This is a genomic window from Micropruina sonneratiae (genome assembly GCF_025972045.1).
Taxonomy (GTDB): Bacteria; Actinomycetota; Actinomycetes; order Propionibacteriales; family Propionibacteriaceae; genus Micropruina; species Micropruina sonneratiae.
In genome coordinates this window covers 91682-117809 of the sequence record NZ_JAPDHX010000006.1, presented here as the reverse complement: position 1 = coordinate 117809, position 26128 = coordinate 91682, and the positions used below count along the sequence as shown (strand labels likewise).

At 71.5% G+C, this 26128-nt stretch carries 22 protein-coding genes; 19 read left to right on the top strand and 3 right to left on the bottom strand.

Features of this window, described 5'->3' with window-relative positions; all coding sequences use genetic code 11:
* Window positions 1-51: 51 nt before the first annotated feature.
* The 8 genes from OIE40_RS15215 to OIE40_RS15180 all read left to right on the top strand — a co-directional run bounded on the left by OIE40_RS15215 (window position 52) and on the right by OIE40_RS15180 (window position 9731).
* On the top strand, window positions 52-2226 hold the full coding sequence (locus OIE40_RS15215; protein WP_264703638.1) for an alpha-ketoacid dehydrogenase subunit alpha/beta: 2175 nt from the start codon (window positions 52-54) through the stop codon (window positions 2224-2226).
* Window positions 2227-2228: 2 nt separating this feature from the next.
* Window positions 2229-3593 (top strand): dihydrolipoamide acetyltransferase family protein, encoded by a 1365-nt coding sequence (locus OIE40_RS15210; RefSeq protein ID WP_264703636.1) that lies wholly within the window; start codon window positions 2229-2231, stop codon window positions 3591-3593.
* 43 nt (window positions 3594-3636) lie between these two features.
* Window positions 3637-4638: a dihydroxyacetone kinase subunit DhaK gene (gene dhaK / locus OIE40_RS15205; RefSeq protein ID WP_264703634.1), complete on the top strand. Its 1002-nt coding sequence runs from the start codon at window positions 3637-3639 to the stop codon at window positions 4636-4638.
* Between the two features lie 97 nt (window positions 4639-4735).
* The gene (locus OIE40_RS15200) at window positions 4736-5974 is read left to right on the top strand and encodes an AI-2E family transporter (RefSeq protein ID WP_264703632.1); all 1239 of its coding nucleotides are present in this window, start codon (window positions 4736-4738) and stop codon (window positions 5972-5974) included.
* Window positions 5971-6237, top strand: coding sequence for a DUF6578 domain-containing protein (locus tag OIE40_RS15195; RefSeq protein ID WP_264703630.1), 267 nt, complete (start codon window positions 5971-5973; stop codon window positions 6235-6237). The genes OIE40_RS15200 and OIE40_RS15195 overlap by 4 nt, the downstream gene beginning before the upstream one ends.
* A gap of 68 nt (window positions 6238-6305) precedes the next feature.
* Window positions 6306-7400: a hypothetical protein gene (locus OIE40_RS15190; protein WP_264703628.1), complete on the top strand. Its 1095-nt coding sequence runs from the start codon at window positions 6306-6308 to the stop codon at window positions 7398-7400.
* 1 nt (window position 7401) lies between these two features.
* Window positions 7402-8613 carry an NAD(P)/FAD-dependent oxidoreductase gene (locus OIE40_RS15185; RefSeq protein ID WP_264703626.1) on the top strand — a complete coding sequence of 404 codons (1212 nt, stop codon included), beginning with the start codon at window positions 7402-7404 and terminating at the stop codon, window positions 8611-8613.
* The gene (locus OIE40_RS15180) at window positions 8571-9731 is read left to right on the top strand and encodes an amidohydrolase (RefSeq protein WP_264703624.1); all 1161 of its coding nucleotides are present in this window, start codon (window positions 8571-8573) and stop codon (window positions 9729-9731) included. The genes OIE40_RS15185 and OIE40_RS15180 overlap by 43 nt, the downstream gene beginning before the upstream one ends.
* Before the next feature lie 22 nt (window positions 9732-9753).
* Here the strand turns inward: OIE40_RS15180 and OIE40_RS15175 are convergent, their stop codons facing one another.
* Window positions 9754-10566, bottom strand: a complete 813-nt coding sequence (locus tag OIE40_RS15175) for a DUF4253 domain-containing protein (RefSeq protein WP_264703622.1) — start codon at window positions 10564-10566, stop codon at window positions 9754-9756.
* A gap of 38 nt (window positions 10567-10604) precedes the next feature.
* Between OIE40_RS15175 and OIE40_RS15170 the strand changes: the two genes are divergently transcribed.
* The 4 genes from OIE40_RS15170 (at window position 10605) to OIE40_RS15155 (ending at window position 18996) form a co-directional block, all read left to right on the top strand.
* The gene (locus OIE40_RS15170) at window positions 10605-12521 is read left to right on the top strand and encodes an acyl-CoA dehydrogenase family protein (protein WP_264703620.1); all 1917 of its coding nucleotides are present in this window, start codon (window positions 10605-10607) and stop codon (window positions 12519-12521) included.
* Between the two features lie 22 nt (window positions 12522-12543).
* The gene (locus tag OIE40_RS15165) at window positions 12544-13053 is read left to right on the top strand and encodes a hypothetical protein (protein ID WP_264703618.1); all 510 of its coding nucleotides are present in this window, start codon (window positions 12544-12546) and stop codon (window positions 13051-13053) included.
* 543 nt (window positions 13054-13596) lie between these two features.
* Window positions 13597-18150: an ATP-dependent helicase gene (locus tag OIE40_RS15160; protein WP_264703688.1), complete on the top strand. Its 4554-nt coding sequence runs from the start codon at window positions 13597-13599 to the stop codon at window positions 18148-18150.
* Window positions 18151-18159: 9 nt separating this feature from the next.
* Window positions 18160-18996 (top strand): Fpg/Nei family DNA glycosylase, encoded by an 837-nt coding sequence (locus tag OIE40_RS15155; RefSeq protein WP_264703617.1) that lies wholly within the window; start codon window positions 18160-18162, stop codon window positions 18994-18996.
* Between the two features lie 13 nt (window positions 18997-19009).
* On the opposite strand, the gene OIE40_RS15150 is transcribed toward OIE40_RS15155, so the two are convergent.
* Both OIE40_RS15150 and OIE40_RS15145 read right to left on the bottom strand, forming a co-directional pair.
* Entirely contained in the window at window positions 19010-19297 is a 288-nt protein-coding gene (locus OIE40_RS15150) for a putative quinol monooxygenase (RefSeq protein WP_264703615.1), read from the bottom strand.
* A gap of 12 nt (window positions 19298-19309) precedes the next feature.
* Window positions 19310-19738, bottom strand: coding sequence for an SRPBCC domain-containing protein (locus OIE40_RS15145; RefSeq protein WP_264703613.1), 429 nt, complete (start codon window positions 19736-19738; stop codon window positions 19310-19312).
* A 62-nt stretch (window positions 19739-19800) separates the two neighbouring features.
* Between OIE40_RS15145 and OIE40_RS15140 the strand changes: the two genes are divergently transcribed.
* The 7 genes from OIE40_RS15140 (at window position 19801) to OIE40_RS15110 (ending at window position 26128) form a co-directional block, all read left to right on the top strand.
* On the top strand, window positions 19801-20586 hold the full coding sequence (locus OIE40_RS15140) for a phosphotransferase family protein (RefSeq protein ID WP_264703611.1): 786 nt from the start codon (window positions 19801-19803) through the stop codon (window positions 20584-20586).
* A 4-nt stretch (window positions 20587-20590) separates the two neighbouring features.
* Window positions 20591-20905, top strand: coding sequence for a TFIIB-type zinc ribbon-containing protein (locus OIE40_RS15135; protein WP_264703609.1), 315 nt, complete (start codon window positions 20591-20593; stop codon window positions 20903-20905).
* Window positions 20906-20988: 83 nt separating this feature from the next.
* Window positions 20989-22464, top strand: a complete 1476-nt coding sequence (locus tag OIE40_RS15130; RefSeq protein ID WP_264703607.1) for an FG-GAP repeat domain-containing protein — start codon at window positions 20989-20991, stop codon at window positions 22462-22464.
* 33 nt (window positions 22465-22497) lie between these two features.
* Complete coding sequence (locus OIE40_RS15125; protein WP_264703605.1) at window positions 22498-23346, top strand: hypothetical protein; 849 nt, start codon at window positions 22498-22500, stop codon at window positions 23344-23346.
* A 26-nt stretch (window positions 23347-23372) separates the two neighbouring features.
* Window positions 23373-24500: a carboxylate-amine ligase gene (locus tag OIE40_RS15120; protein WP_264703603.1), complete on the top strand. Its 1128-nt coding sequence runs from the start codon at window positions 23373-23375 to the stop codon at window positions 24498-24500.
* Entirely contained in the window at window positions 24497-25225 is a 729-nt protein-coding gene (locus OIE40_RS15115) for a glutamine amidotransferase (protein ID WP_264703601.1), read from the top strand. The genes OIE40_RS15120 and OIE40_RS15115 overlap by 4 nt, the downstream gene beginning before the upstream one ends.
* A 72-nt stretch (window positions 25226-25297) precedes the next feature.
* Window positions 25298-26128 (top strand): ABC transporter ATP-binding protein, encoded by an 831-nt coding sequence (locus OIE40_RS15110; RefSeq protein WP_264703599.1) that lies wholly within the window; start codon window positions 25298-25300, stop codon window positions 26126-26128.

Here is a 26128-nt window from a genome sequence, read left to right as displayed (position 1 = left end):
CCGCATCTCCCGCAGCGATGGGGCACGCGTCAACGAGGAGGCACCGTAGCCATGCCGATCACCGAGCCTTTGCAGCCGTCGGCCACCTGGAATCAGTTCACGGCGACCGAGGCGGACTGGGATGCCGCCGACGCCGCACTGCTCGAGTCGATGACGGTGCAGATGCACCTCATCCGCGCCTTTGAGGAGCAGGTTCTCGACCTGGCCGGACAGAAGCTGATCAACGGCCCGGCGCACTCCTCGATCGGCCAGGAGGCGGGAGCCGTCGGCTCCGCCGTTCCGCTCACCGTCCAGGACCAGATCAACGGTTCGCACCGCGGCCACCACCAGTTCCTGGCCAAGGCGCTCAACGCCGTCCAGCCCGACGGCTTCAGCATCGGCGCCGACTGGACCGAAGACGTGGTCTCGGTTCTGTACCGAACCCTCGCCGAGATCGCCGGCCTCACCGACGGCTACTGCCACGGCCGCGGCGGTTCGATGCACCTGCAGTGGAAGGAAGTCGGCGCGATGGGCACCAATGCCATCGTCGGCGGCGCCGTCCCGTTCGCCACCGGCTTCGCGATGTCGCACAAGCTGGCCGGCACCGATGCCGTCTCGGTCACCTACTTCGGCGACGGGGCGTCCAACATCGGCTCGACGCTCGAGGCGCTGAACATCGCCGCCGCCTGGAAGCTGCCGACGATCTTCTTCATCGAGAACAACCAGTACGCGGTCTCCACCACGGTCAACGAGTCGACCGCCGACCCGCGGCTGAGCGTGCGCGGCCTGGGCTTCGGCATCCCGAGTTGGCGCGTCGACGGTCAGGACGCCCTGAGCGTCAAACTGCTGATGGACAAGGTGCTCGAGCACGTCCGGGGCGGCGGCGGGCCGGCCGTGGTCGAGGCCGACACCTACCGCTACTTCCACCAGAACGGCCCGTTCCCGGGCAGCGCGTTCGGCTACCGCTCCAAGGAGGAGGAGGCCGGCTGGCGCGACCGCGACCCGCTGAACCTGGCCGAGAAGCACCTCGAGCGTCTCGGCATCGCCACCCGCGAGCAGCTGGACGCCCTGCGCAAGTCGTGCAAGGCGATCATGGCCGAGCTCTCCGGCCGGATCACCGAGGCCGACCCGAACGGGCGCCCCGGGCAGCTGCGCATCCGTCCCGAGCTGTGGCCGTCGGCGTCCTTCATCGACGTCGGCATCCGCGGCGACTGGCCGGACGGCGGCGACCGCGTCCGCACCGACGACAGCTTCGGCGCCGACGAACTGGTCAAGCAGCGCTTCGTCGACACCATCGCCGCGGTGATGCACCGCCGGATGGAGACCGACGACTCGATCGTGGTGCTCGGCGAGGACGTGCACAAGCTCAACGGCGGCTCGCGCGGCGCGACGAAGGGCCTGCCCGTCGACTTCCCGGGGCGGGTTCTCGGCACCCCGATCGCCGAGGCCGGGTTCACCGGCCTGGGCGGCGGCATGGCGCTCGACGGCCGCTACTACCCGGTCGTCGAGCTGATGTACGCCGACTTCATCTGGGTGGCGGCCGACCAGATCTTCAACCAGATCGGCCGGGCCCGGCACATGTTCGGCGGCGACCACGACATGGCGATGCTGATGCGGCTCAAGATCGGTACGACAACGGGTTACGGCTCGCAGCACTCGATGGACCCGGCAGGCATCCTGTCCACCTCGGTGGGCTGGCGGATCATCGCCCCCTCCACCGCCCTGGACTACGTGGGACTGCTCAACGCGGCGATGCTGACCCGCGACCCGGTCGCGGTGCTCGAGCACGACGCCGACCTGTACAAGCTGGAGGGCCTGGCGCCCAAGGATCTCGACTACGTGCTGCCGTTCGGCAAGGCGGCCGTCCGACGCGAGGGTTCGGCCGTCACGCTGATCAGCTACCTGTCGATGGTGCAGCGCTGCCTGGACGCCGTCGAAGAGTCGGGCGTCGACGGCGAGGTGATCGACCTGCGCTGGCTCGACCGGGCGTCCCTCGACTGGGAGACCATCGAGGCGTCGGTCAAGAAGACCAACAACGTGGTGATCGTCGAGCAGGGCGCCCAGGGCACCTCCTACGGCGGCTGGCTGGCCGGTGAGATCGGACGCCGGCTGTTCGACTGGCTGGACGCGCCGGTGATCCGGGTCCAGGGCGGCGAGGCCGCTCCGAGCATCTCCAAGGCGCTCGAAACGGCCGCCAACGCCAACACCGACGACATCGTCGCCGCCCTGAACGAACTGAAGGGATAGTCATGGCCTCGCTGCTTCGCATGCCGGGCGTCTCCGCCGACGCCGACACCGCCCTGCTGGAGAGCTGGACCGTAGCCGCCGGCGAGACGGTCAGCCGCGGCGCCGTGCTGGCCACGGTCGAGACCGACAAGGCCATGGTCGAGATCGAGGCCGAGTCCGACGCCGTGGTGCACACCCTGCTCGTCGACGGCGGCACCAACGTGGCGGTCGGCGACCCGATCGCGGTGCTCGCCGAGCCCGGTGAGGACCCGTCGATCGCGGCCAACCTGGCCGCCAGCGTGACCGGCGCGCAGCCCTCAGCCGTCGAGGCCGCCGAACAGGCCGCCGACGACGAGGTGACGGTCGCCACGATCGCCGTCGCCGAGGACATGCAGGCCCCGGACGCCGAACCCGCGCCCCCCAAGCCGGCACCGCCCGCGCCGCCGACGCCTTCCGCCCCCGCGGCCCGCCCGGCGCGGCGTCCGGGAGAGCGGATCTTCTCCAGCCCGCTGGCCCGCCGGCTGGCCGCCGAGTACGGCCTCGAACTGGCCGACATTCCCGGCACCGGGCCGAACAACCGGATCACCAAGAAGGACGTCGAGGCCGCCTACGCCGACGCCGCCCACCACGCCGCCCCGCCGATCACTCCCTCGGCGCCCAAGCCCGCGGCCGCCGGCGCGGCCCCGGTGCCGGCCGTCGAGCCCGGTGAGGTGAAGCGCATTCCGCACACCCGGCTGCGGCGGGCGATCGCCAGCCGGCTGCAGGCGTCCAAGCAGACCGCGCCGCACTTCTACCTGACCCGGGAACTCGATCTCGGGCCGCTGCTCGAGCTGCGCGCCCAGATCAACGCCGACGCCGAGGTGCGGGTGTCGGTCAACGACCTGCTGGTCAAGGCGGCCGGACTGGCGCTGGCGAAGGTGCCCGAGGCGAACGTCAGCTGGACCGAGGAGGAGTTGCTCGCCTTCGGCAGCAGCGACGTCGCGGTCGCGGTGGCGTCCGAACGCGGCCTGGTCACCCCGGTGATCAGGGGCGTCGAACAACTCGGCATCACGCAGTTGTCGGCCGCCATCAAGGACGCCGCCGGCCGGGCCGGCGAGGGCCGGCTGCAGCAGCGGGAACTCGAGGGCGGCTCGCTGACGGTGAGCAACCTCGGCATGTTCGACGTCGACGAGTTCGCCGCCATCCTCAACCCGCCGCAGAGCACGATCCTGGCGATCGGCTCCGGCAAGCCACGTCCCTGGGTCGGCCCCGACGGCCAGCTCACGGTCGCCACCACCTGCCGGATCACGGCGTCCTTCGACCATCGCGCCATCGACGGCGCGCTGGGGGCGCAGTACCTGCAGGCCTTCTCCGCCCTGATCGCCCGCCCCATTCAACTCCTGCTCTGACCCGACGGCAGCGACGGTGCTGCCCCTAGCTCTGAGGAGAGCCATGAAGAAGATCATCAACGATCCGGCCACCGTGCTGGACGAGATGAACCGCGGCTTCGCCACGGCGTACGCCGACATCGTCGAACTGCACGACGATCCGCTGTACGTGTGCCGCGCCGGTGGCGCGGTACAGGGCAAGGTCGGCGTCATCTCGGGCGGCGGCTCCGGCCACGAACCGCTCGGCGGCGGCTACGTCGGTGAGGGCATGCTCAGCGCCGCGGCGCCGGGAGCGTTCTTCTCCTCGCCCACCCCGGACCAGATCCTGGCCGCCACCCAGGCCGCCGACGGCGGCGCCGGCGTCCTGCACCTGATCCTCAACTACACCGGCGACATCCTGAACTTCGAAACCGGCGCCGAATTGGCCGAGCTCGAGGAGATCGACGTCAAGACCGTCGTCATCGACGACGATGTCGCGGTCGAGAACTCCACCTACACGGCCGGACGCCGCGGCGTCGCCGGCGCGATCGTCGCGTTCAAGCTGGCCGGCGCGGCCGCCGACCGGGGCGACGACCTCGAGAACGTCACCCGCATCGCCGCCAAGGCCAACGACAACATGGCCACCATGGGCCTTGCGATGACCGCCTGCACGGTGCCGACCGTCGGCAAGCCGTCGTTCGAGCTCGGCGAGGACGAGATGGAGCTCGGCATCGGCGTGCACGGCGAGCCCGGCGTCAAGCGGGTGCCGATGATGAAGGCCGACGACATCGTCGACGTGCTGCTGGAGAAGGTGCTCGCCGACCTGAAGCTCGAATCGGGCGAGAACGTGCTGCTGTACATCAACGGTCTGGGCGCCACCCCGCTGAGCGAGCAGTACATCATGTACAACCACGCCCACGACGTGCTCACCGAGAAGGGCATCAACGTCACCCGCAGCCAGATCGGCAACTTCTTCACCTCGCTGGAGATGTCGGGCGCCTCGCTGACCGTGATGCGGCTGGACGACGAACTGACCGAGTTGTACGACGCCCCGGTGCGGACGGCGGGCTGGCGCGCCGGTATGTGACCAGGGACGGCGGTCCCGACGACGGGATGGCCCGGGACACGGAATTCGTGCCCCCGGGCCTCCCTTCCTGGCGCGCGTGCGGGCCTAGACTCCTCGCGTGAGCGCACCCGGCACCCCCTCGAGTCCCGCCGTACCGGTGGTTGCGGCAGAGGGCATCCGCATCCTCTACGCGGGTGCCGCGCTCGTCGCCTGCCTGGTCGGCATCTACTTCATCAGGGACGTGGTCGCCCCGGTCTTCCTGGCCATCACCCTGGTCCTGACCGTCCGCCCGCTGGTGCTGTGGCTCAACGACCACAAGATCCCCAAGCTGGTCAGCGCACTGACCGGCATGCTGGTGGTGTTCCTGGTCCTGCTCACGATCCTGTTCGCCGTCACGGTGGCGATGATCCAGTTCGTCCAGGCGATGCCCGCCTACGCCGACCGGTTCACCGAGCTGTACAACGCCGCGTCCCAACAGTTGCTGGCCTGGGGCGTCAGCCAGGAGACGATCACCGAGTGGCTGCGGACCTTCGACTACACCCGGCTGCTCGGCTACGTCACCGGGGTGATGAGCTCGGTTCAGTTCTGGGCGACCTTCCTCGGCTCGCTCTTCCTGTTCGTCGCCTTCGTCGCGGTCGACCTGACCGACACCACCGAGCAGCGGTCCAAGCTGGCCCAGCTGCGGCCCAACCTGGCCGCCGCGCTGCTCGACTTCTCCTGGCGGGTGCGCAAGTACTGGATCGTCAACACGATCTTCGGCGTGGCCGTGGCACTGATCAACATGGGGATCCTGACCTGGTTGCAGATCCCGCTGGTGCTCACCTGGGGCATCCTCGCCTTCGTCACCGCCTACATCCCCAACGTCGGCTTCATCATCGGCATGGTGCCCCCGGCGCTGATGGCGCTGCTCGCTCGGGACTGGCAGACCATGGTGATCATGGTCGCCGCCTACGTGGTGATCAATTTCATCGCCTCGATGGTGATCCAGCCGAAGGTGACTGGCGACGCGGTCGGGCTGAACATCACCACCACGTTCATCTCCCTGGTGTTCTGGGCGATCATCATCGGCCCGCTGGGCCCGATCCTGGCCGTGCCGCTGACCCTGTTCTGCAAGTCGGTGCTGTTCGACGCCGACCCCCGGACGCGTTGGCTGTCGGTGTTCATGGGCGGCAGCCTCGACAACCTGGTCACCGGCGAGGAGGTGCCGCCGGTGCAGGCGCCGGCCGTGGTCGAGGACGACGAGATCCAGCCCGATCCCGATCCGACCGGTCGGGTGGACGGCCAGCCGGAGGCCCCGGGGGGCGTCGTGGAGACCGAAGACGAGGCTGAGGTGGCCGAGGACGACGGCCGGTCATGACGATCGAGGTGTTCGTCGGCGGCTGGGAACACGAATGCTGCGGACCTCAGTACGTCGTGGACCAGGTGGTCACCTGGGACCTCCGCGCAAACGGCGACGGCCACCTCTGGGAGACACACCACCTACCCGAGAACGTCGTCCGCACCGTGACCGGTCGGGTCATGGCCATCCGTGAGATCGACGGCGACGGTGACCCGGAAGAGGCAGGCATGGTGATCGCACGCGATGGCGAACACACCTACCTGGTGACGCTCAGCACCTGACAGCGGTATCAACCGCGCCCGCCGGGGCACTCAATGCACAACACCGTGCATTCGAGACAGGAGCCGCCGTGAGCGACCCGACCGCCGCCGCCGCCGCCGCGAAGCGATTCGCCTTCCTCGTTCATCCGCGCGCCGACGTCGCCTCAGACATGGCGCGGGTGTGGCGTCCGCTGGGTCGCATGCCGGCCGCAGCCTGGGACTGGGGGCTGAAGACCCTGCCCGTGCCGCCCGTGCCGCTGGCGACCGTGCACCGCCGCGACGTTGCCGACGGGCGGCCCGCCGGCTGGGTGATCGTCGTCCCGGTCGGCGCCAGCCAACTGCTCACCGAGGACCGCCGCTGGGTCATAAGCAAGGTCGAACAAGCCGTCGACAAGGCCGAACGTCTCGGCGCCGAGGTGGTCGGGCTGGGCGCCCTCACCGCGCCGGTGACCGGTGGCGGCCGGCTGCTGCGGCCGCGCCCGGGGCTCACGATGACCACCGGCAACGCGTTCACGGCCCACCTGACCGTCGAGGGTCTGCGCCGGCTGCTGCCGGCGGCACCGGGCGGGCACGTCGCGATCGTCGGCGCCACCGGCAGTGTCGGCTCGTGCGTGGTGCGGCTGCTCGCCGACGAACCGCTCGGCACGCGGCTCACCCTGATCGCCCGCGGCGAGCGCCGGCTGCAGAACCTGGCGATGGACGTCGCCGCCCGCGGTACCGGGGTCGAGGTGCACACCTCGACCTCGCTGGACGCTGTGCGCGAGGCCGACCTGGTGCTGGTCCTCACCTCGGCCGCCGACGCCCTGCTCGGTTCGGCCCAGTTCAAGCGCGGCGCGGTCGTCCTGGACGACACCCAGCCCCGCAACACCGACGCGGCCCTGCTCGTGCAGCGTCCCGACGTGACCGTGATCGACGGCGGGGTGGCCGCCGTTCCCGGCATCGACCTCCGCGGCGACATCGGCCTGCCCCGTGGGCTGGCCTACGCGTGCCTGTGCGAGACCATGTTGATGGCGTTCGACGGGCACGACGCGCACGCCCTCGGCGAGGCCGACGTCGAACATGCCCTCCGGATGCGGGACGCCGCCCGGCGGTTCGCGTCCCTGGGCTTCACGCTGGCCGACCCGCTGTCGTTCGGCCGGGCGACCAGCTGGCCCGAACCGGCCCCGCTCACCCTGGCCGCCTGAGATGACCGAGATCGTCGTCCTGGGCGGGGGCTACACCGGGGTGTGGGCGGCCCGGACCGTCTCCCGGGCGATCCGGGCCGGGCTGCTCGAGGGCGTCCGGGTCACCCTGGTGTCGGCGACGCCGGAGCACTCCTTCCACGGCTGGACGGCCGAGGTGATCACCGGACACGTCCGCCCCGAACACGCCCGGGTGCCGCTGACGCAGCTGCTGCCCGGCGTCCGGCTGGTGCACGGCCGGGTGAGTGCCGTCGACGTCGGTGCCCGGACGGTGAGCGTCGCGACGGCGTCCGGCACAACCCAGGTGGGCTACGACCAGCTGGTGGTCGGGGTGGGCAGCTTCGACGCCACCGAGCGGGTGCCGGGCCTGGCCGAGCACGGCTGGTCGCTGAAGGATCCCGACGGACTGGCCGCCCTGCGGACGCACCTGGGCACCCTGGCCGCCGGCGAGACGGTGCTGGTGGCCGGCGCCGGCTTCACCGGGCTCGAGGCCGCGACGGCGATCGCGCAGCGGCACCCGCGGCTGCGGGTGAAGCTGGCGCACCCGGGCACGCGTCCGCTGCCGATGCTGCGGCCCCGCTTCGACCGGGTGGCCGACTACGCCGTCGCGCAGGCGAGGAGCGCCGGGGTCGAGTTCCTGCCGGACAGCCGGCTCGCCGAGGTCAGCCCCGACGGTGGCTGGCTCGACCCGCACGGGCCGATCGCCACTCGGACGGTGATCAGCACCATCGGCCAGACCCCGGTCGCCCTGCCCGGGCTGGTCGATCAGGGCCTCGACGGGGGCGGACGGCTGATCACCGACCTCTTCCTGCGTGTCGCACCCCGGATCTGGGCCGGTGGCGACGTGGCGGCCGTGCCGCAGCCCGGCGGTGAGGGCGCCTGCCCGGCCAACGCGTTGTGGGCAATCCACCACGGCACCCACATCGGCGCCAACCTCGTGCGGCACCTGCTCGGCTGGCGCCTGCGGCCGTTCCGGTTCCCCGGCCTCGGCCACGGCGCGGGCTTCGGTGTCGGACGCGGCGCCGCCGAGCTCTACGGCGTCCAGTTGACGGGGTGGGCCGCCTGGCTGGCTCGCTGGCTCTTCTTCCACTGGTACATGCCGTCGCGCCGGATCGGCGTCCGGACAGCGGCGGAGTGGCTGCTCGGGCCGGTCTCCGATGGCAGGGTGGCGGCATGGCAACCATCGCGATCACTGCAGGTCATGTCGTCGGAGTAACCGGCGAGCCGTTCGACGGCACCGTCGTCATCACCGACGGCCGGATCGCCGCGCTCGGCCCGAAGGCGAAGGTGCCGCGCGGCGCCGAGGTGATCGACGCGTCCGGCCAGTGGGTGCTGCCCGGCTTCCTGGACGCCCACACCCACCTCGGCGTCGACGAGGCGGCCGAGGGCTGGGCCGGGCAGGACACCAACGAGAAGACCGATCCGGTGACCGCGCAGGTCCGGGCGCTGGACGCCATCAACCCCGCCGACTTGGGCTTCGCCGACGCCCTCGCCGGCGGGGTCACCACCGTCGGTGTCAACCCGGGATCGGCCAACGTGGTCGGCGGGTTGTGCGTCGCCGTGCACACCCACGGCCGCACCGTCGACGAGATGGTGCTGCGCTCGCCGGCCGGGGTGAAGTCGGCCCTCGGCGAGAACCCCAAGCGGGTTTACGGCGAGCAGAAGACGATGCCCTCGACCCGGCTGGGCACCGCCGCAGTGCTGCGCAAGGCGTTCGTGGACGCCGAGAACTACCGCCGCAAGCGGGCCGCGGGCGGCGCCGACTTCGACGGCCGCGACCTGAAACTCGAGTCCCTGGCGGCGGTGCTCGAGGGCGAACTGCCGTGGCGGCAGCACTGTCACCGCGCCGACGACATCGCCACGGCACTACGGGTGGCGGACGAGTTCGGCTACCGGCTGGTCATCGACCACGGCACCGAGGCCCACCTGATCGCGGACCTGATCGCGGCGCGGGGCATCCCGGTGCTCATCGGTCCGTTGTTCACGTCGCGCTCGAAGGTGGAGCTGCGCAACAGGTCACTGGCCAACCCGGGCCGGCTGGCAGCGGCCGGGGTGGAGATCTCGATCATCACCGACCACCCGGTGGTGCCGATCAACTTCCTGGTGCACCAGGCAACCCTGGCGGTCAAGGAGGGCCTCGACCGCGAGGTGGCGCTGCGGGCGCTGACGATCAACCCGGCCACGGTGCTCGGCGTGCACGACCAGGTCGGCTCGCTGGAACCCGGCAAGCTCGGCGACGTCGTGCTGTGGTCGGGCGACCCGCTGGACGTGATGCAGCGGGCCCTGCGGGTCTTCATCGCCGGTGACCAGGTGTACCGCTACAGCCCTGAGTGAGCCGGCGTCGGGCCGCCTGTCGCTAGTCCCACCAGAAGTTCCAGATCGCCTTGCCGGCCACCTCGGCGCCGTACTGGGCGAGGTCGTCGATGCCCTGGTCGATGTTGTCGGGACAGAACGCGTAGTGCTCGGCGACCAGCCGGTCGAGCTGCTCGCCCGAGGACGGCACCGCCTCGCTGAGCGTCGCCAGGGTGTCGAAGCCGACCACCACCGGCACCGTGCCGAACCGGTCCTCCCATGACCGCAGCACCACCGTCAGGTCGCCGGACTGGTGCACGTTGGTGGCGCCCAGCCAGCCCAGCCGGGACAGGACGTCGGCCGGGCGCGTCGTCGGCACCAGCAGGATCGACCCCGAAGGCAGGCCTACGCGCGGCAGGGTCACGGTGTCGGCGTCCGCCCGCAGCCGCTCGGCCAGGCCGGGGAAGCCCTGCGGGTAGCGCCACGAACCGTCGAGGTCGACCTCCTCGTGGCCGGCGAGGGTGGCGGCGAAGAACTCCTCGGCGCTGCGGCCCGGCTCGGTCGGGTCGGAGAGTTCACCGTCGCTCCAGGGCCGTTGACGCGTGTGCGGGTCGTCGAGGCTGTGGGCCACCAGCGGCCACAGCCCGGACTCGGGGAACTGCCGCGCCAGCTGCCACCACAGGTCGGTGGGACCGTCGAGCTCACCGGCGCTCATCCAGGCCCGCTGGGTGGCGTGCGCCGGCTCGGTGGAGAACTCCGGGTCGGCGTTGACGATGACGCCCAGGGGCAACTGGATGCTCTGCAGCGTCGTGGGCGCGGCCGGCGGGAGGCGTCCGGGGGCGTCGGCTCGGATCGACAGGGTCTCGGTGTCGGCCATGTGAACTACCGTAGGCGCACAGGCACGAGGAGGTGCGCATGTCCCCCAGTCAGAGCGGGCCGACCGAACGTGAGGCCCGGAAAGTCGCCGAGGCCGCGCGAGAGGCGGAGTGGACCAAACCGAGCTTCGGCAAGGAGTTGTTCCTGGGCCGGCTGCGGCTCGATCTGGTCGATCCGTGGCCGGCCAACGACGCCGAGCAGGTGGCCAGGGGCGAGGCGTACCTGGAGCGGCTGCGGCCCTTCGTCGAGTCCATCGACGGCGCGCAGATCGAACGCGACGCCTCGATCCCCGACGACGTGTTCGCCGGGTTGGCCGAGCTCGGGGCGTTCGGCATGAAGCTGCCCACCAGCTACGGCGGGGTCGGGCTGTCCCATCTCTACTACTGCAAGGCGCTCACCCTCGCCGGTTCGGCGCACGCCTCGATCGGCACCCTGCTGAGCGCGCACCAATCGATCGGCGTCCCGCAACCGGTGAAGATGTTCGGCACCGACGAGCAGAAGCGGCAGTACCTGCCCCGTGTGGCCGGCGGCGAGGTGTCCGCCTTCCTGCTGACCGAACCCGATGTGGGCTCCGACCCGGCCCGGCTCGCCTGCGAAGCCCGACCCGTCGAGGGCGGCTACCTGCTCAACGGCGTGAAGCTGTGGGCCACCAACGGCCCCATCGCCACCCTGCTGGTGGTGATGGCCCGGGTGCCGAAGTCGGCGGACCGCCGCGGCGGCGTCACCGCCTTCGTGGTCGAGGCCGACTCGCCCGGCATCACCGTCGAAAGCCGCAACGCCTTCATGGGGCTGCGCGGCATCGAGAACTCGGTCACCCGCTTCGACGACGTGTTCGTCCCCGAGGCCAACGTGCTCGGCGGTGAGGGCCGCGGACTGAAGATCGCCCTGACCACCCTCAACACCGGACGCCTCTCGCTGCCGGCGATGTGCGTCACCTCGGCCAAGTGGTGCCTCAACGTGGCCCGCGGCTGGTCCGCGCAACGGGTGCAGTGGGGGCGACCGGTGGGCCGGCACGAAGCCCTGTCGACCAAGATCAGCTACATTGCAGCCACCACCTACGCGATGGAGGCGATGCTCGACCTGTGCTGCCTGCTCGCCGACGACGAATCGAACGACATCAGGATCGAGGCGGCGCTGCTGAAGCTGTGGGCGTCCGAGAAGGCGTGGACGATAGCCGACGAACTGGTCCAGATCAGGGGCGGTCGGGGCTTCGAGACCGCCGACTCGCAACGCGCGCGGGGCGAGCGCGGCATCGAGGCCGAACAGGTGCTGCGCGACCTGCGGATCATGCGCATCTTCGAAGGCTCGACCGAGATCATGCACCTGCTGATCGCCCGCGAGGCGGTGGACGCCCACCTGGCCGTGGCCGGTGACATCATCGACCCCGAGGCGTCCCGCGAGGACAAGATCCGAGCGGTGGCGAAGGCCGGCGCCTTCTACGCCGCCTGGCTGCCCACCCTCGTGGCCGGCAAGGGCATGGTGCCGAACTCGTTCGGCGAGTACGGCCCGCTGGCGGCGCAACTGCGCTGGGTGGAGCGCACCACCCGCAAGCTGGCCCGCTCCATCTTCTACGGAATGGGTCGTTGGCAAGGTGCGATGGAGCGCAAGCAGGCCTTCCTGGGCAGGGTGGTCGACATCGGCGCCGACCTGTTCGCGATGACCGCAGCCTGCCTTCGGGCGCAGACCGAGCGGGCCGGGCACCCCGAGGGCGTCGAACTGGCGCAGGTGTTCTGCGAGCAGGCCCGGGTACGGGTGGGCGCGCTGTTCACCGCGCTGTGGGACAACACCGACGACAGCGACGACGCCACTGCCGCGCAGGTGCTCGAGGGCCGGTACTCGTTCCTCGAGGGCGGCATCAGGTTGCCCTCGACCGACGGTCCGTGGGTCAGCCCGGTTGAGCCAGGAGCGTCGGTCAAGCCCGACGTGCGGCGACGCCTGCCGCACCAGGGCGGCTGACGCTCGCCGCTACCCTGGGGGCATGCCTCCGCTGCGTCTTGCCGCCCTCGGGTTGGTGCTGGTCCTGGTCGAGATCCGCCTCGGGTCGCTGACCCTGTCGCTCGACCTGGTCGGCTGGGTGCTGGCCGCGATGGGGATGAATCAGCTGATCGACTCCGGAAAGTGGTTCCTGTGGGCGCGCAACCTGGCGATCACCGCGCTGGTGCTCGAATTGGTGCTGTTGATCTCGCCGCTGGCCGCGATCAACGTGCTCGCCGACCTGCTGCTGCGACTGACCGTGCTCGCCTTCGTGTTCGCGTTGTGCACGGCGCTGCTGGCTCGGCTCGGCAAGCGGGATCGCGGGTACTCCACGACGTTGCAGATCCTGCGGGTGCTGATCCCGGTGGTCACCCTGCTCGGCGCGGTGTTCGCGGTGCTGGGCGCCCCCGCCGGCCTCCCGGTCGGCTGGCTGTACCCGATCCAGCTCGCGGCAACGGTGGTGCTGGCCGTGCTGATGTGGATGCTCGGCTCCCGGTACAGCTACAGCCGCTGACTCTTCAGCCTTGCCGGCGCCGCCGTCCAGCGTGAGCCGGCGGGCCGGATCGAGGCTGTAGTCGGCCATGAAGTCGAAGACGCCGCGCAGCAGCTTCCGTTCGGGATCGCGATAGTACGGCCGCTGGATCGCGGCGAGGTCGGCCCAGCTGCCGACGAAGTCGAACGCCCAGGTGAATAGATCCTTGGGTTCGTCGGCAACGGCGAACAGGCAGCGGAAGCCGTGCCGCTCCCGGACGGCGACGTTGCGGCGCCAGATCGCCAGGAACCGCCGCCAGTCACCGACGATCGAGTAGCGGCGCAGGCACACGGTCCGGCCGGGCTCGTCGGGCGGGTCGCGCAGCAGTTCCAGCGTCACCGGGCGAATCACCAGGTTGCCGAACACGTGCGGGGCGAGCCGTTCGCGCAGCGCGGCGGTGTCGGGGTCGCGGCCAGGGCGGCTGCGCCGGCGTCCGGCTCGGGGTGGGAGTACAGCCAAGTCAGCGTAGGCCGCGGCACCCGGCACCGATTCCTGTCGGTGCCGCGTGGCATTGTTGTGCGCGACATGACCGATGACGTGCTCGAACGCTTCTCCCCGGCAACCAGGGCGTGGTTCCGGGGCAGCTTCTCCGCGCCGACGGCCGCCCAGGCGGGGGCCTGGCAGGCCATCAGTTCGGGCCGGCACACGCTGGTGGTCGCACCCACCGGTTCGGGCAAGACACTGTCGGCGTTCCTGTGGGCGCTCGATCGGCTCGCCACCGAACCGCCGCCCAAGAAGCTGAAGCGCTGCCGCGTCCTGTACGTGTCACCGCTGAAGGCGCTGGCCGTCGACGTCGAACGCAACCTGCGCTCACCGCTCGTCGGCATCGGCCACGAGGCCGCCCGGCTGGGGCTCGAACCGCCCGGCATCACCGTCGCCGTCCGCTCCGGCGACACCCCGGCCGACCAGCGGCGCAGCTTCGCCCGCGAGCCGTCGGACATTCTGATCACCACCCCCGAGTCGCTGTTCCTGCTGCTCACCTCGGCCGCGCGCGAAACCCTGGCGGGCATCGAGACCGTCATCGTCGACGAGATCCACGCCCTGGCCGGCGGCAAGCGCGGCGCCCACCTGGCGCTGTCGCTCGAGCGGCTCGACGCCCTGCTGCCACGGCCCGCGCAACGCATCGGGCTGTCCGCCACGGTGCGGCCCATCGAAGAGGTGGGCCGGTTCCTGGCGGGCGGGCGTCCGGTCGAGATAGTGAACCCGCCCAGCGAGAAACGCTGGGACCTGTCGGTCGTCGTCCCGGTGCCCGACCTGGGCGCACTCGGCGAGACGACCGACGACCTGTCCGGCCCGGCCGCCAGCGACCCGCGGCGCACCTCGATCTGGCCGCACGTCGAAGAGCGCATCGTCGACCTCGTCGCCGCGCACCGCTCCACCCTGGTGTTCGCCAACTCGCGCCGGCTGGCCGAGCGGCTCACCGCCCGGCTGAACGAGATCTGGGCCGAGCGGCAGGATTCGGCGGCCGAACCGGCGTCCGCCCAGCAGTCCACCCCCGCCCAGGTGATGGCCCAGTCGGGGCAGTCCGCCGGCGCGCCGGCGCTGATCGCCCGCGCCCACCACGGCTCGGTCAGCAAAGAACAGCGCGCCGCCACCGAAGAGGACCTGAAGGCCGGCCGGCTGCCGGCCGTGGTCGCCACCTCGTCGCTCGAACTCGGCATCGACATGGGTGCGGTCGACCTGGTCGTCCAGGTCGAGGCACCGCCGTCGGTGGCGTCCGGGCTGCAACGGGTGGGGCGCGCCGGGCACCAGGTCGGCGCAACCTCGCGCGGGGTGCTGTTCCCCAAGTTCCGCGGCGACCTGGTGCAGACGGCGGTGATCACCGAGCGGATGCGCGCCGGCGCCATCGAGTCGCTACGGGTGCCGAGCAACCCGCTCGACGTGCTCGCCCAGCAGATCGTCGCCATCTGCGCCCTGGACGACATCACGGTGGGCGACCTCGAGCAGTTGGTTCGCCGGGCCGCGCCGTTCACCGGCCTGACCCGCGGCGTCCTGGAATCGGTGCTCGACATGCTGGCCGGGCGGTACCCCTCCGACGCGTTCGCCGAATTGCGGCCCCGGCTGGTGTGGGACCGCACCACCGATCTGCTCACCGGACGCCGCGGCGCCCAGCGGCTCGCGGTCACCTCGGGCGGCACCATTCCCGATCGCGGCATGTTCGGCGTGTTCATCACCGGCGACGGCGCCGGCCGGCGGGTCGGCGAACTCGATGAAGAGATGGTCTACGAGTCCCGGGTCGGCGACGTGATCACCCTCGGCACCTCCACCTGGCGGATCGAGGACATCACCCACGACCAGGTTCAGGTCAGCCCCGCCCCCGGCCAGCCGGGCCGGCTGCCGTTCTGGAAGGGCGACACGCTGGGCCGCCCGGCAGAACTGGGCCGGGCGCTCGGGGCGTTCGTCCGCGAGCTCGGCGCGCTCAGCCCGGACGCCGCCCGCGACCGGGCCCGACGCGCCGGCCTGGACGACTGGGCCGCCGACAACCTCGTCGACTACCTGACCGAGCAGCGCGAGGCGATCCCGCAGCTGCCCAGCGACACCACGATCGTCGTCGAACGGTTCCGCGACGAGTTGGGCGACTGGCGGGTCGTCGTCCATTCGCCCTTCGGGGCGCCGGTGCACGCGCCGTGGGCGCTGGCCATCGCCGCCCGGCTGCGCGAGAGCCACGGCGTCGACGTGCAGGCGATGCACGGCGACGACGGCATCGTGCTGCGGCTGCCCGAGGTCGGTTGGGCCGACGACGCCGAGCACCAGCCCCTGCCCGACCTGCTCGAGGCGATCGTCATCGACCCCGACGAGGTGGCCGGGCTGGTCACCGACCAGATCGGCGGCTCGGCGCTGTTCGCCAGCCGGTTCCGCGAGTGCGCGGGCCGCGCCCTGCTGCTGCCCAAACGGCGGCCCGACCGGCGGCAGGCCCTGTGGCAGCAGCGGCAGCGGGCGTCCCAGCTGCTGCAGGTGGCCTCGGAGTACCCGAGCTTCCCGATCGTGCTCGAGGCCGTCCGCGAATGCGTGCAGGACGTGTTCGACGTGCCGGCCCTGGTCGACCTGATGCGCGCCGTGGCCTCCCGCCAGGTGCGCACCGTCGAGGTGACCACGTCGCGGCCGTCGCCGTTCGCCGGCTCGCTGCTGTTCGGCTATGTCGCGCAGTTCCTCTACGAGGGCGACTCGCCGCTGGCCGAGAAGCGCGCCGCAGCGCTCACCCTCGACCCGACACTGCTGTCCGAACTTCTGGGCAGCTCCGAGGGCCTGGCGCTGGCCGACCTGCTCGACCCCGAATCCCTGACCCGCACCGAGAACGAGCTGCAGCATCTCGCCGACGGACGGCGGGCGCGCGACGCCGAAGACCTCGCCGACATCATCCGGGTGCTGGGTCCGCTCGACCTGCCCGCCCTGCAGGCCCGCAGCGACGACGCCCAGGCCACCGCGCGGTGGCTGGTCGAGCTCACCGAACAGCGCCGGGTGATCGAGGTGCGCATCGGCGGCGGCACCCGCTGGGCGGCGGTCGAGGACGCCGGCCGGCTGATCGACGCCCTCGGCGTCACGGTCCCGGTCGGGGTCCCCGAGGTGCACCGCGCCCCGGTGCCCGACCCGCTCGGCGACCTGGTGCTGCGCTACGCCCGCCACCACGCCCCGTTCCTGGCCGGCGAACTGGCGGCCTGGCTCGGGCTCGGCCACGCGGTCGTGCACGGCGTGCTGCGTCGGCTGGTCGGCGAGGGGCGGCTGGTCGAGGGCGATCTCAGACCCAACGGCGGCGGTGCCATCGCCTATTGCGACCCCGGCGTGCTGCGGGTGTTGCGGCGCCGTTCGCTTGCCGCCCTCCGCGATGCCGTCGAACCCGTTCCGGCCAGGCAGTTCGCCCGCTTCCTGCAGCACTGGCAAGGGCTGCCGGCGCCGCTGCCGGGCACCGCCGGGTTGCTGTCGGCGGTTCAGCAACTGGCCGGGTACGCCGTTCCGGCCAGCTCGCTGGAGTCGTTGGTGCTGCCCGTGAGGGTGGCCGGCTACGCCCCCGCCATGCTCGACGAACTGCTCGCCACCGGCGAGGTGGTCTGGCAGGGCGCCGGGGCGCTGGCGGGCACCGACGGCTGGGTCACCCTGCACCCGGCCGAGTTGGCCCCGCTCACCCTGCAACGGCCCGGCGAGGTGCCCGGCGAACTCGGCCAACGCGTCCTGGAGGCCCTCGACGGCGGCGGCAGCTACCTGTTCCGGGCGCTGGCCAGCCGGCTCGGGGTCGGTGACGGCGAACTGTCCGAGACGCTGTGGTCGCTGGTGTGGGCCGGCCACGTCACCAACGACACCCTGGCCCCGCTGCGCGCGCTGCTCGGTGGCGGCCGGGCCAGCCTGAAGGCCCGGCCCGCCCCCGCCCGGGGGCGCTTCGGGCGTCGTCCGATGCCCCGCGGGCCGCTGCCCCGCCCCGCCGGACCGCCCGAGACGGCCGGACGCTGGTCGCTGCTGCCGATCGTCGAGGCCGACCCGACGGTGCTTGCCGCCGCCCGCGCCGAGGTGCTGCTCGACCGGTACGGCATCGTCACCCGCGGCAGCGTCGCCGCCGAAGAGGTGGCCGGCGGGTTCGCCTCGGCGTACCGGGTGTTCAGCGCCTTCGAGGACGCCGGGCAGGTGCGCCGCGGCTACTTCGTCGAGGGGCTGGGCGCCTCCCAGTTCGGCGACCGGCACGCCGTCGACCTGGTCCGCGAGGCGAAACCGATCGCGGACGCCGTGGTGCTGGCGGCGTCCGACCCGGCGAACCCGTACGGCGCCGCCCTGCCCTGGCCCGCCCGCGACCAGCCCGGCCGGCATCAGCCCGGCCGCAAGGCGGGGGCGCTGGTGGTGCTGTCCGACGGCGCCCTCACCCTCTACGTCGAACGTGGCGGCCGCACCGTGCTCTCCTACAGCGCCGAGCCCGAGGTGCTCGCCGCGGCCGCGGCGGCGCTGGCCAGGGCCGTCCACGCCGGGGTGCTGGGCCGGTTGACGGTGGCGAAGATCGACGGCGAAAGTGCTCTCGGCTCCGACAACGCGCTGGCCGAGGCCCTGGCGGGGGCAGGGTTCCGGCTCACCCCGCAGGGCCTGCGGCTGCGCAGGTGAGATCCCGCCATGCCCGAGGGTGACACCGTCTGGCGCACCGCTCAGCGCCTCGACCAGGTCTTCGCCGGCCAAGAACTGACCCGCACCGACCTGCGCTGGCCCGACCTGGCGACCATCGACTTCACCGGCGCGACGACCATCGAGGTGGTCGCGCGGGGCAAGCACCTGCTGCACCGCCTCGACTCAGGTTGGACGATCCACTCCCACCTGCGGATGGAGGGCCAGTGGCGGGTCGAGGATGCCGCCGCCGCGCGTCCCAACAGCCAGACCCGGGCCGTGCTCAGCACCCGGCAGTGGACGGCGCTGGGCCAGCGGCTGGGCATGCTCGACGTGGTGACGACGCCCCTGGAGGACACCCTGGTCGGGCACCTGGGGCCCGACCTGCTCGGCCCCGACTGGGACGCCGACCTCGCCAGCGCCAACCTGGCCGCCGCGGGCACGACGATCGGCGCCGCGCTGCTCGACCAGCGCAACCTCGCCGGGCTGGGCACCCTGTACGCCTCGGAGGCGCTGTTCCTGCAGCACCTCAACCCGTGGACGCCGGTCGCCGAACTGACCGGTGGCCAGCTCGCCACCCTCGTCGAACGAGCCGGCCGGCTGCTGCGGGCGGGCCGGCGCTCCGTCGTCCAGTCCACCACCGGCAGCACCCGGCGTGGCGAGACGCACTGGGTGCACGCCCGCTCGGGGCTGCCGTGCCGACGCTGTGGCGAGGGTGTCCGGGTCGCGCTGATCGGGCCGCCCACCAGGGAACGGACGATGTTCTACTGCCCCACCTGTCAGGGGGGTCTCGCCCCCACCGACGACGGACGCCCGCAGCGTCCGCTCGGCTCGGGGCGGCGCTACTGAGCGCCGGGCACGCTCAGAGCTTGTCGCCGAACTGGTAGGTCTGCCGCGGCGTCGCCATCAGGTCGGCGACGGTCTGGCGCCAGGTCAGATAGTGCTCGGTCGTCTTGTGCGCCTCGGTGGCGGCCACGTCCACGTACTCCTCGTAGAGGATGAACCGGGTCGGGTCGTCCACCTGTTGCAGCAGATCGAAGCGGGTGATGCCGGGTTCCTGCCGGCTCGCCTCGGCGTTGGCCAGCGAGGCGGCCTTGAACGCCTCGATGCCGTCGTCGGTGACGTGCACGTTGCAGACGGTGGTGATCACGATGTTCCCCTCTCAGGCCTCGGCGGCCGTCACGAAACGCTTCAGCAGATGGGGCCATTCGGTGAACTTACCCCGCGCGTCGGCGTTCAGTTCGTTCCAGCCGTCGTGCTCGAAGGTCACCTGGGTGCCCGCGTCGGAGGGCACGAACGTGACCCTGACCACCGACGGCACGGTCCGGTCCTGGGCGAGGGTGAAGCTGAATGCGACCTTGGCCGGCGGATCCCAGGCGATCACCTCGCCCCAGTCGTGCTCGGCGCCGTCGGAGTGCCGTTCGGTGATCTGGCCACGCATCCGCGGATCGATGGTGACCGTGGTGAAGGTGTCGGCGTTGCCGGTGTAGGCGGGATCCCACCACTCGCCGATCCCGGAGGTGAAGACCTCGAAGGCGTGTTCGGGGGTGCAGCGCACGCTGAGCTCGTGCACGATCGGGCTGGTGTCCATGCCCCGATCCTTCCACGATCTTGCGTTCCGCGGCACTGCCCGGACGCGCCAGAATGCAGACCATGTCGGCCGACTCGTCTGCTGCCTGGGTGCGTACCGCGTCCGGTTCGATGCTGCGGTTCGACCGGCACACCGTGACCAAGCGGCACCATCCGCGCACCGATCGTGAGGCCCTGACCCGGCGCCTCGCGTTGGCCGCCGACTGCGCCGCGTTCGTGCCGCCAGTGGACGCCGTGCCCGGCAGCGCACCCGACGGACGGCTCATGTCGCGCTGGCCGCGGGTGCCGGTACTGAGTTCCGACCGGCTCGACCCGCCCTGGTCGGACGCCGGGGCGTTGCTCGCCGCCCTGCACGTCACCCCACCGCCCGAGGGCCTTCCCCGGCACGGCTGGGCGTCCCGGCTGACCCGCGCCGCCGAGCGGGCTCCGGCTGAGCTCCGCGACCTGGGCGCCGCCCTGGCCGCCGAGGCGTCCGCACGCGTCGAGCCGGCCCTGCTGGTGCACGGCGACTGGCACTTGGGTCAGCTCGGTCATTGGACCGATGGCTGGCGACTGCTCGACGTCGACGACGCCGGTCTCGGCGACCCTGCCTGGGACCTGGCCCGACCGGCCGGCTTCTGGGCGGCGGGACTGCTCCCCGATGACGACTGGGCAGCCTTCCTGGACGGCTATCGCGAAGCCGGCGGTCCGGCCGTGCCGCCGGCGACAGACCCGTGGCCGGCCCTCGACCTGCCGGCGCGGGCGGCCGTCTTCGTCGCCGCAGTCCGAACCGTCAGCCAGACCGGCCACGATCACAGCCGATCCACGGCCGATCCACTCCTCGCGGCTTGTCGTCGGATGGCACCCTGAAACCATGTCCACCAAAGACCCGCTGCCCCGCTACGAGCCCTACGCCCCCACCGGCGCCTCCCCCGCCGGCTACACCTGTCCCAAGTGCGGCGGCGGCATGCGCACCGTCGACCGCAACAGCGTGCACATCGAACAGTGCCTGAACTGTCGAGGCGTGTTCCTCGATTTCGGCGAGCTGGAGAACATCACCCAGCTCGAGAGCCGCTTCGTCGCCGCCCCGCAGCCGGGCCCCGGCTACGGCTACGGACCCGAGTGGGGTCATCGCGGCAACAAGCACTACCGTCGCGGCGGTCTGGGCTCGCTGTTCTTCTCCAGCTGACGCGGCGCGGCACGTCCACGAGGCGTATCAGCGGGACCGCGGCGATGCACCTGTGCGTTGACCCGAATGCTCAGGAGGCCCGCATGTCCCGCACCCGCCGTCTGCTCACCACCCTCGTCGCCCTGGGCCTGACCGGTTCGGGCCTTGCACTGTCCGGGCCGGCGGCCACGGCCGCGGCGTCCTGCGACCCCGGCAACGGCGTGGCCGGCGACCTGAACTCCGACGGAAAGGCGGACGTCGTGGTCGGCGTCCCCGGCTACGACGACGAACGCGGGGCGATCGACATCCTGTTCAGTGACGGCGAGCGGCGCTTCGTCCCGGCCAGCCAGATCGTCTCCACGTCGATGCCGGGCGATCGGTTCGGCGCCTCTGTGGCGCTGGGCGACCTGGACGGCAACGGCTGCGCCGAACTCGCGGTCGGGGCGCCCGGCCGCGCCGGCAGCCGCGGCGCGGCCTACCTGCTGCGCAGCGGCACCGGCAACGAGGTCACCCTGGTCAACATCTTCAACGGCACCGCCGCCCACGGCAGCTTCGGCGCCCAGGTGGTGCTGCTCACCCCGGACGCCGCGACGCCGGCCCCCCAACTGGTCGTCTCGGCGCCCACCGCCGACGACGGAACCAAGTGGGAGGCCGGGCAGGTCGCGGTGATCCCGCTCACGGCGTCCGGCACCCAGGCAGCCCCGCGCACTGTGCTCACCCAGAACTCGCCCGGCGTGCCCAACACCTCCGAGAACGGTGACCGGTTCGGCACGGCGCTGGCCGGCCAGGACCGGACGATCGTGATCGGCACCCCGGACGAGACGGTCGGCAGCCGCCGGCAGGCCGGGATGGTGACGTTGCTGTCCGCCACCGCGGCCGCCCCGACCGGCTACCGCGGCGTGGCCGTCACACAGAACTCCGCCGGCGTCCCCGGCACCGCCGAGTCCGGTGACGGTTTCGGTTCGGCGGTCGCCTACCGCGACCACTACGTGCTGATCGGCGCCCCCAACGAGACCATCGGCTCGGCGCGCTGGACCGGTCAGGTGCACATCCTTAACTTCGACCCGTCCAAGCGGACCTTCCGCTCGCTGCGGGCGGTACACCAGGACACCGCGGGCATTCCCAGCAGCAACGAGACCGGGGACGCCTTCGGCTCGGCGGTCGCCCTGGGCATCAACACCGTCGACCAGTTGACCGCGATCGTGGGCGCACCGGGCGAGGCGGTCGGTTCGGTGCTGGGCGCCGGCACGGTCACCCTGTTCCGCGCCAACCGCAGCGGCGGCGCCGCCCGCCTGCTCCGCCAGGGCGCCGGCGGCGTCGGCGGGGTGGTCGAGGCGGCCGACCATTTCGGCTCGTCGGTCGCGGTGCTGTCGGGCGACCTGAACGACGGTGAGGCGATGCGTGACGGGCTGGTTGTCGGCGTCCCGGGCGAGGATGTCGGCAGCGTCCCGGACGCCGGGGTCGTGGTCTACAGCCGGACGCCGTCCACGGCCCCCACCCTCGTGCTGGAGGACACCGGCTCGGCCACCGTGCCCCCCTACGCCGGCTTCGGGGAGTCGTTGGGCCAGCCTGCGGTCTGAGATCGGTCACCGCCCCGTGTTACCGTCTGGCGCATGACGAGGCGGATGGAGCGGCTGGCTGCGGGCCTGGCGCTTCCCTGCCTCCTGCTGGCCGGTTGCACGGGATCGGCGGCCGGCCCGCCGACCCCGAGCCCGACGCCCACGAAGGCCTCGCCAACCAAGCCGCCGACGGTGCAGGGCACGGTGCGCACCAACAAGTCGACGCCGCTGTCGCTGCGCAAGCAGCCCACCATCGAGAGCGACCGGCTGGCCCGCATTCCGCACAAGACGAAGATCACCCTGCAGTGCCGCACGATCGGCACCACGGTGAGCAACGGCACCCGCGCGTCGAACGTGTGGAACAAGGTGACCTTCAAGAAGAAGACCGGCTACGTGGCATCGGTCTACGTCGCCGGCGGAGACTCCACCACCTTGTCGGTGTGCCAGACGGCGACGGTGAAACCGTCGGCCACGCCGAGCCGTCCGCCCAACGTCGAGCCAGCCATCATCAAGGCGGCCCGCAGCCAGAAGGGCGTCACCGAGAAGAAGGGCAAGAAGAAGAACTGCACGCCTTACGGCGGCTGCATGCCGTGGTCGTCGCTGTTCGCGACCTGGGCGTGGAACAAGGCGGGCAACACCGTGCCCAGGTTCTCGTTCTCGGGCGACCTGTACAACTGGGGCGCGATGCACGACCGGGCGCACGACGGCGTCGAGGGGGTCGGCCCGGGCGACCTGGTGCTGTACGGGAAGAGCCCGCAGAACTCCACCACCTCGACCCACGTCGACATCGTCATCGAGGTGTTGCCCGACGACAGGCTGCGGGTGATCGGCGGTGACGTGAAGAACAAGGTGACCGAACGGATCGTCTCGACCAAGAAGGTGTACGGGTGGGTCGACGCCTGAGCACGGCGCCCCACTAGACTGCGGCCGTGCGGTTCGACTTCGTGCCGGGCGGAAAATCCACTATCGGCGTGGAGTGGGAACTCGCGCTCGTGGACGCCACCACGCTCAGCCTGGCGCCTCGCGCCCAACAGGTCCTCGACGCCGTCGACGACCCGAAGTCAGGCGCGATCCGGCGCGAATACCTGACAGACATGATCGAGCTGGTCACCGGCGTCCATCACCGTGTCGATGCCGCGATGGACGACCTGCGCGGCAGCCTGCACCGGGTGCGGGAGATCCTCGGCGACGACACCAGGCTGCTGGGAGCGGGCTCCCACCCCATCGACCGCGCCGCCGACTCCCAGCCGTTCGACTTCTGGCGCTACAACGTGGTGAAGGAACGCAACGCCTACTGGGGGCGGCAGATGGCCGTCTTCGGTACCCACATCCACGTCGGGGTCGACCACCGCGACAAGGCACTGCCGATCACCTACGGGCTGGCCCGCTTCACCCCCTACTTCATCGCGCTGTCGGGCTCGTCGCCGTACTGGGAGGGCGAGGACACCGGGTACGCCTCGCAACGCACGCTGATCTTCCAGCAGCTGCCCACCAACGGGCTGCCGTACCCGATGGAGACCTGGGACGAGTTCGAGCACTACGCCTCCGAGCTGGAAGAGGCGCGGATGATCTCCGCCCCCAACGAGATCCGCTGGGACGTGCGGCCCTCCACCTTCGGCACCGTCGAGAACCGGGTGCTCGATTCCGTGCCCACCTTCGCCGAGCTGGCCGCGCTGACCGCGCTCACCCAGTGCCTCGCCGAGTACATGTCGCGCGAGCTGGACGACGGGCGCGCGATCGCCAAGCTGCCGGTGTGGTTCATGAAGGAGAACCGCTGGCGCGCGGCCCGCTACGGCCTGGACACCGACGTGATCACCCCGCGGGTCGGCCAGAAGGTCCGGCCGATGCGCGAGGGCATCGAGGACTGGCTGAACCGGCTGGAGCCGATCGCGGCCGAACTGGGCTGCGGCACCGAGCTGGCGTTCATCGACCAATTGCTGCGGCACGGCCCCAGCTACGTGCGGCAGCGGGCGGCCGGCGGCCCGGCCCAGGCGCTGCGGCAGCTGGTGGACTCGACCGGGGCCGATCGCCCCGACGGGCTACCCTTGCGGCCGTGAAACCGTTCGTCCTGCTGGCCACCCGCGATCATGACAAGGCGGCCAGGGACGAATACGAGTCGGTCCGGCAGCACGCCGGGCTGGCGCCCGACGAACTGGTCCACATCCGGGTCGAGTCCGGCCCGCTGACCGGGCTGCGGCTCGACGACTACTCCGGGGTGCTGCTGGGCGGCAGCCCGTTCAACATCTCCGACGCGGTCAAGTCCGACCTGCAGCTGCGGGTCGAATCCGACATCCGCGCCGTCGTCGACGAGATCGTCGACGCCGACTTCCCGTTCCTGGGCATGTGCTACGGCATCGGCACCGTCACCGTGCACCTGGGCGGCACCGTCGACCGGACCTACGGCGAGGGGCTGGGCGCCATCGAGGTGACGCTGACCGAGGCGGCGGCGTCCGACCCGGTGCTGCAGGGCCTGCCCGAGAAGTTCCAGGCGTTCGTCGGGCACAAGGAGGCCTGCAACAGCGCCCCGCCCGGGGTGACCCTGCTGGGCACCGGCGAGGCCTGCCCGGTGCAGATGTACCGGCACGGCGACAACGTCTACGTGACCCAGTTCCACCCCGAGCTCGACGTCGACGCGCTGGAGCAGCGCATGTCGATCTACCGCAACGCCGGCTACTTCCACCCCGACGACTTCGACATCCTGATCGGGATGGCCCGGGCCTCCGGCGTCGAGCATCCGTACCGCCTGCTGCGCAACTTCGTCACCACCTACGCCCGCGACTGACGGCACGCGCACGACCGCCGGGTATTCCTTGGGGGGGAGACAACCCCGTCCGATTGGGGTTGAGTGGGCGACATGATCCGTTTCGACGACGTGAGCAAGTCCTACCCGGACGGCACAGAAGCCGTCCGGTCGTTCACGTTGGAGGCGCCCACCGGCCAGACGACCGTCCTGGTCGGCAGCTCGGGCTGCGGCAAGACCACCCTGCTGCGGATGGTGAACAGGATGGTCGACCCGACCAGTGGCCGGGTCTGGATCGACGACGAAAACGTGGCCGACGTGCCGCCGGTGCCATTGCGCCGCCGGATCGGCTACGTGATGCAGAACGCGGGCCTGCTGCCGCACCGCAAGGTGATCGACAACATCGCCACCGTGCCGCTGCTGACCGGGACGCCGAAGGCGCAGGCGCACGCCCGCGCCCACGAGCTGATGGAGCTGGTCGGCCTGGAGAGCTCGATGGCAAACCGGTACCCCGATCAGCTCTCCGGCGGCCAGCAGCAGCGGGTCGGGGTGGCGCGCGGGCTGGCCGCCGACCCGAACATCCTGCTGATGGACGAGCCGTTCGGCGCGGTCGACCCGCTGGTGCGGGCCGACCTGCAGGCCGAGTTGCTGCGCATCCAGCGCGAACTGCACAAGACCATCGTGTTTGTCACCCACGACATCGCCGAGGCGTTGGCGCTCGGCGACCAGATCGTCATCCTGGCCAAGGGTGCCCGGATCGCGCAGGCCGGGACGCCGCAGCAGGTGGTGTCCGAACCCGCCGACTCGTTCGTCGCCGACTTCCTGGGACTGGGCCGCGGCGCCCTCGACCTGCACCTGCGCGAGACCGCCGGCGGCACCCTGGTGGTGGACGCCCTGGGCAGACCCGCCGGGCGGCTCGCCGACGGCCCCGGCCCGGAGGCGTGA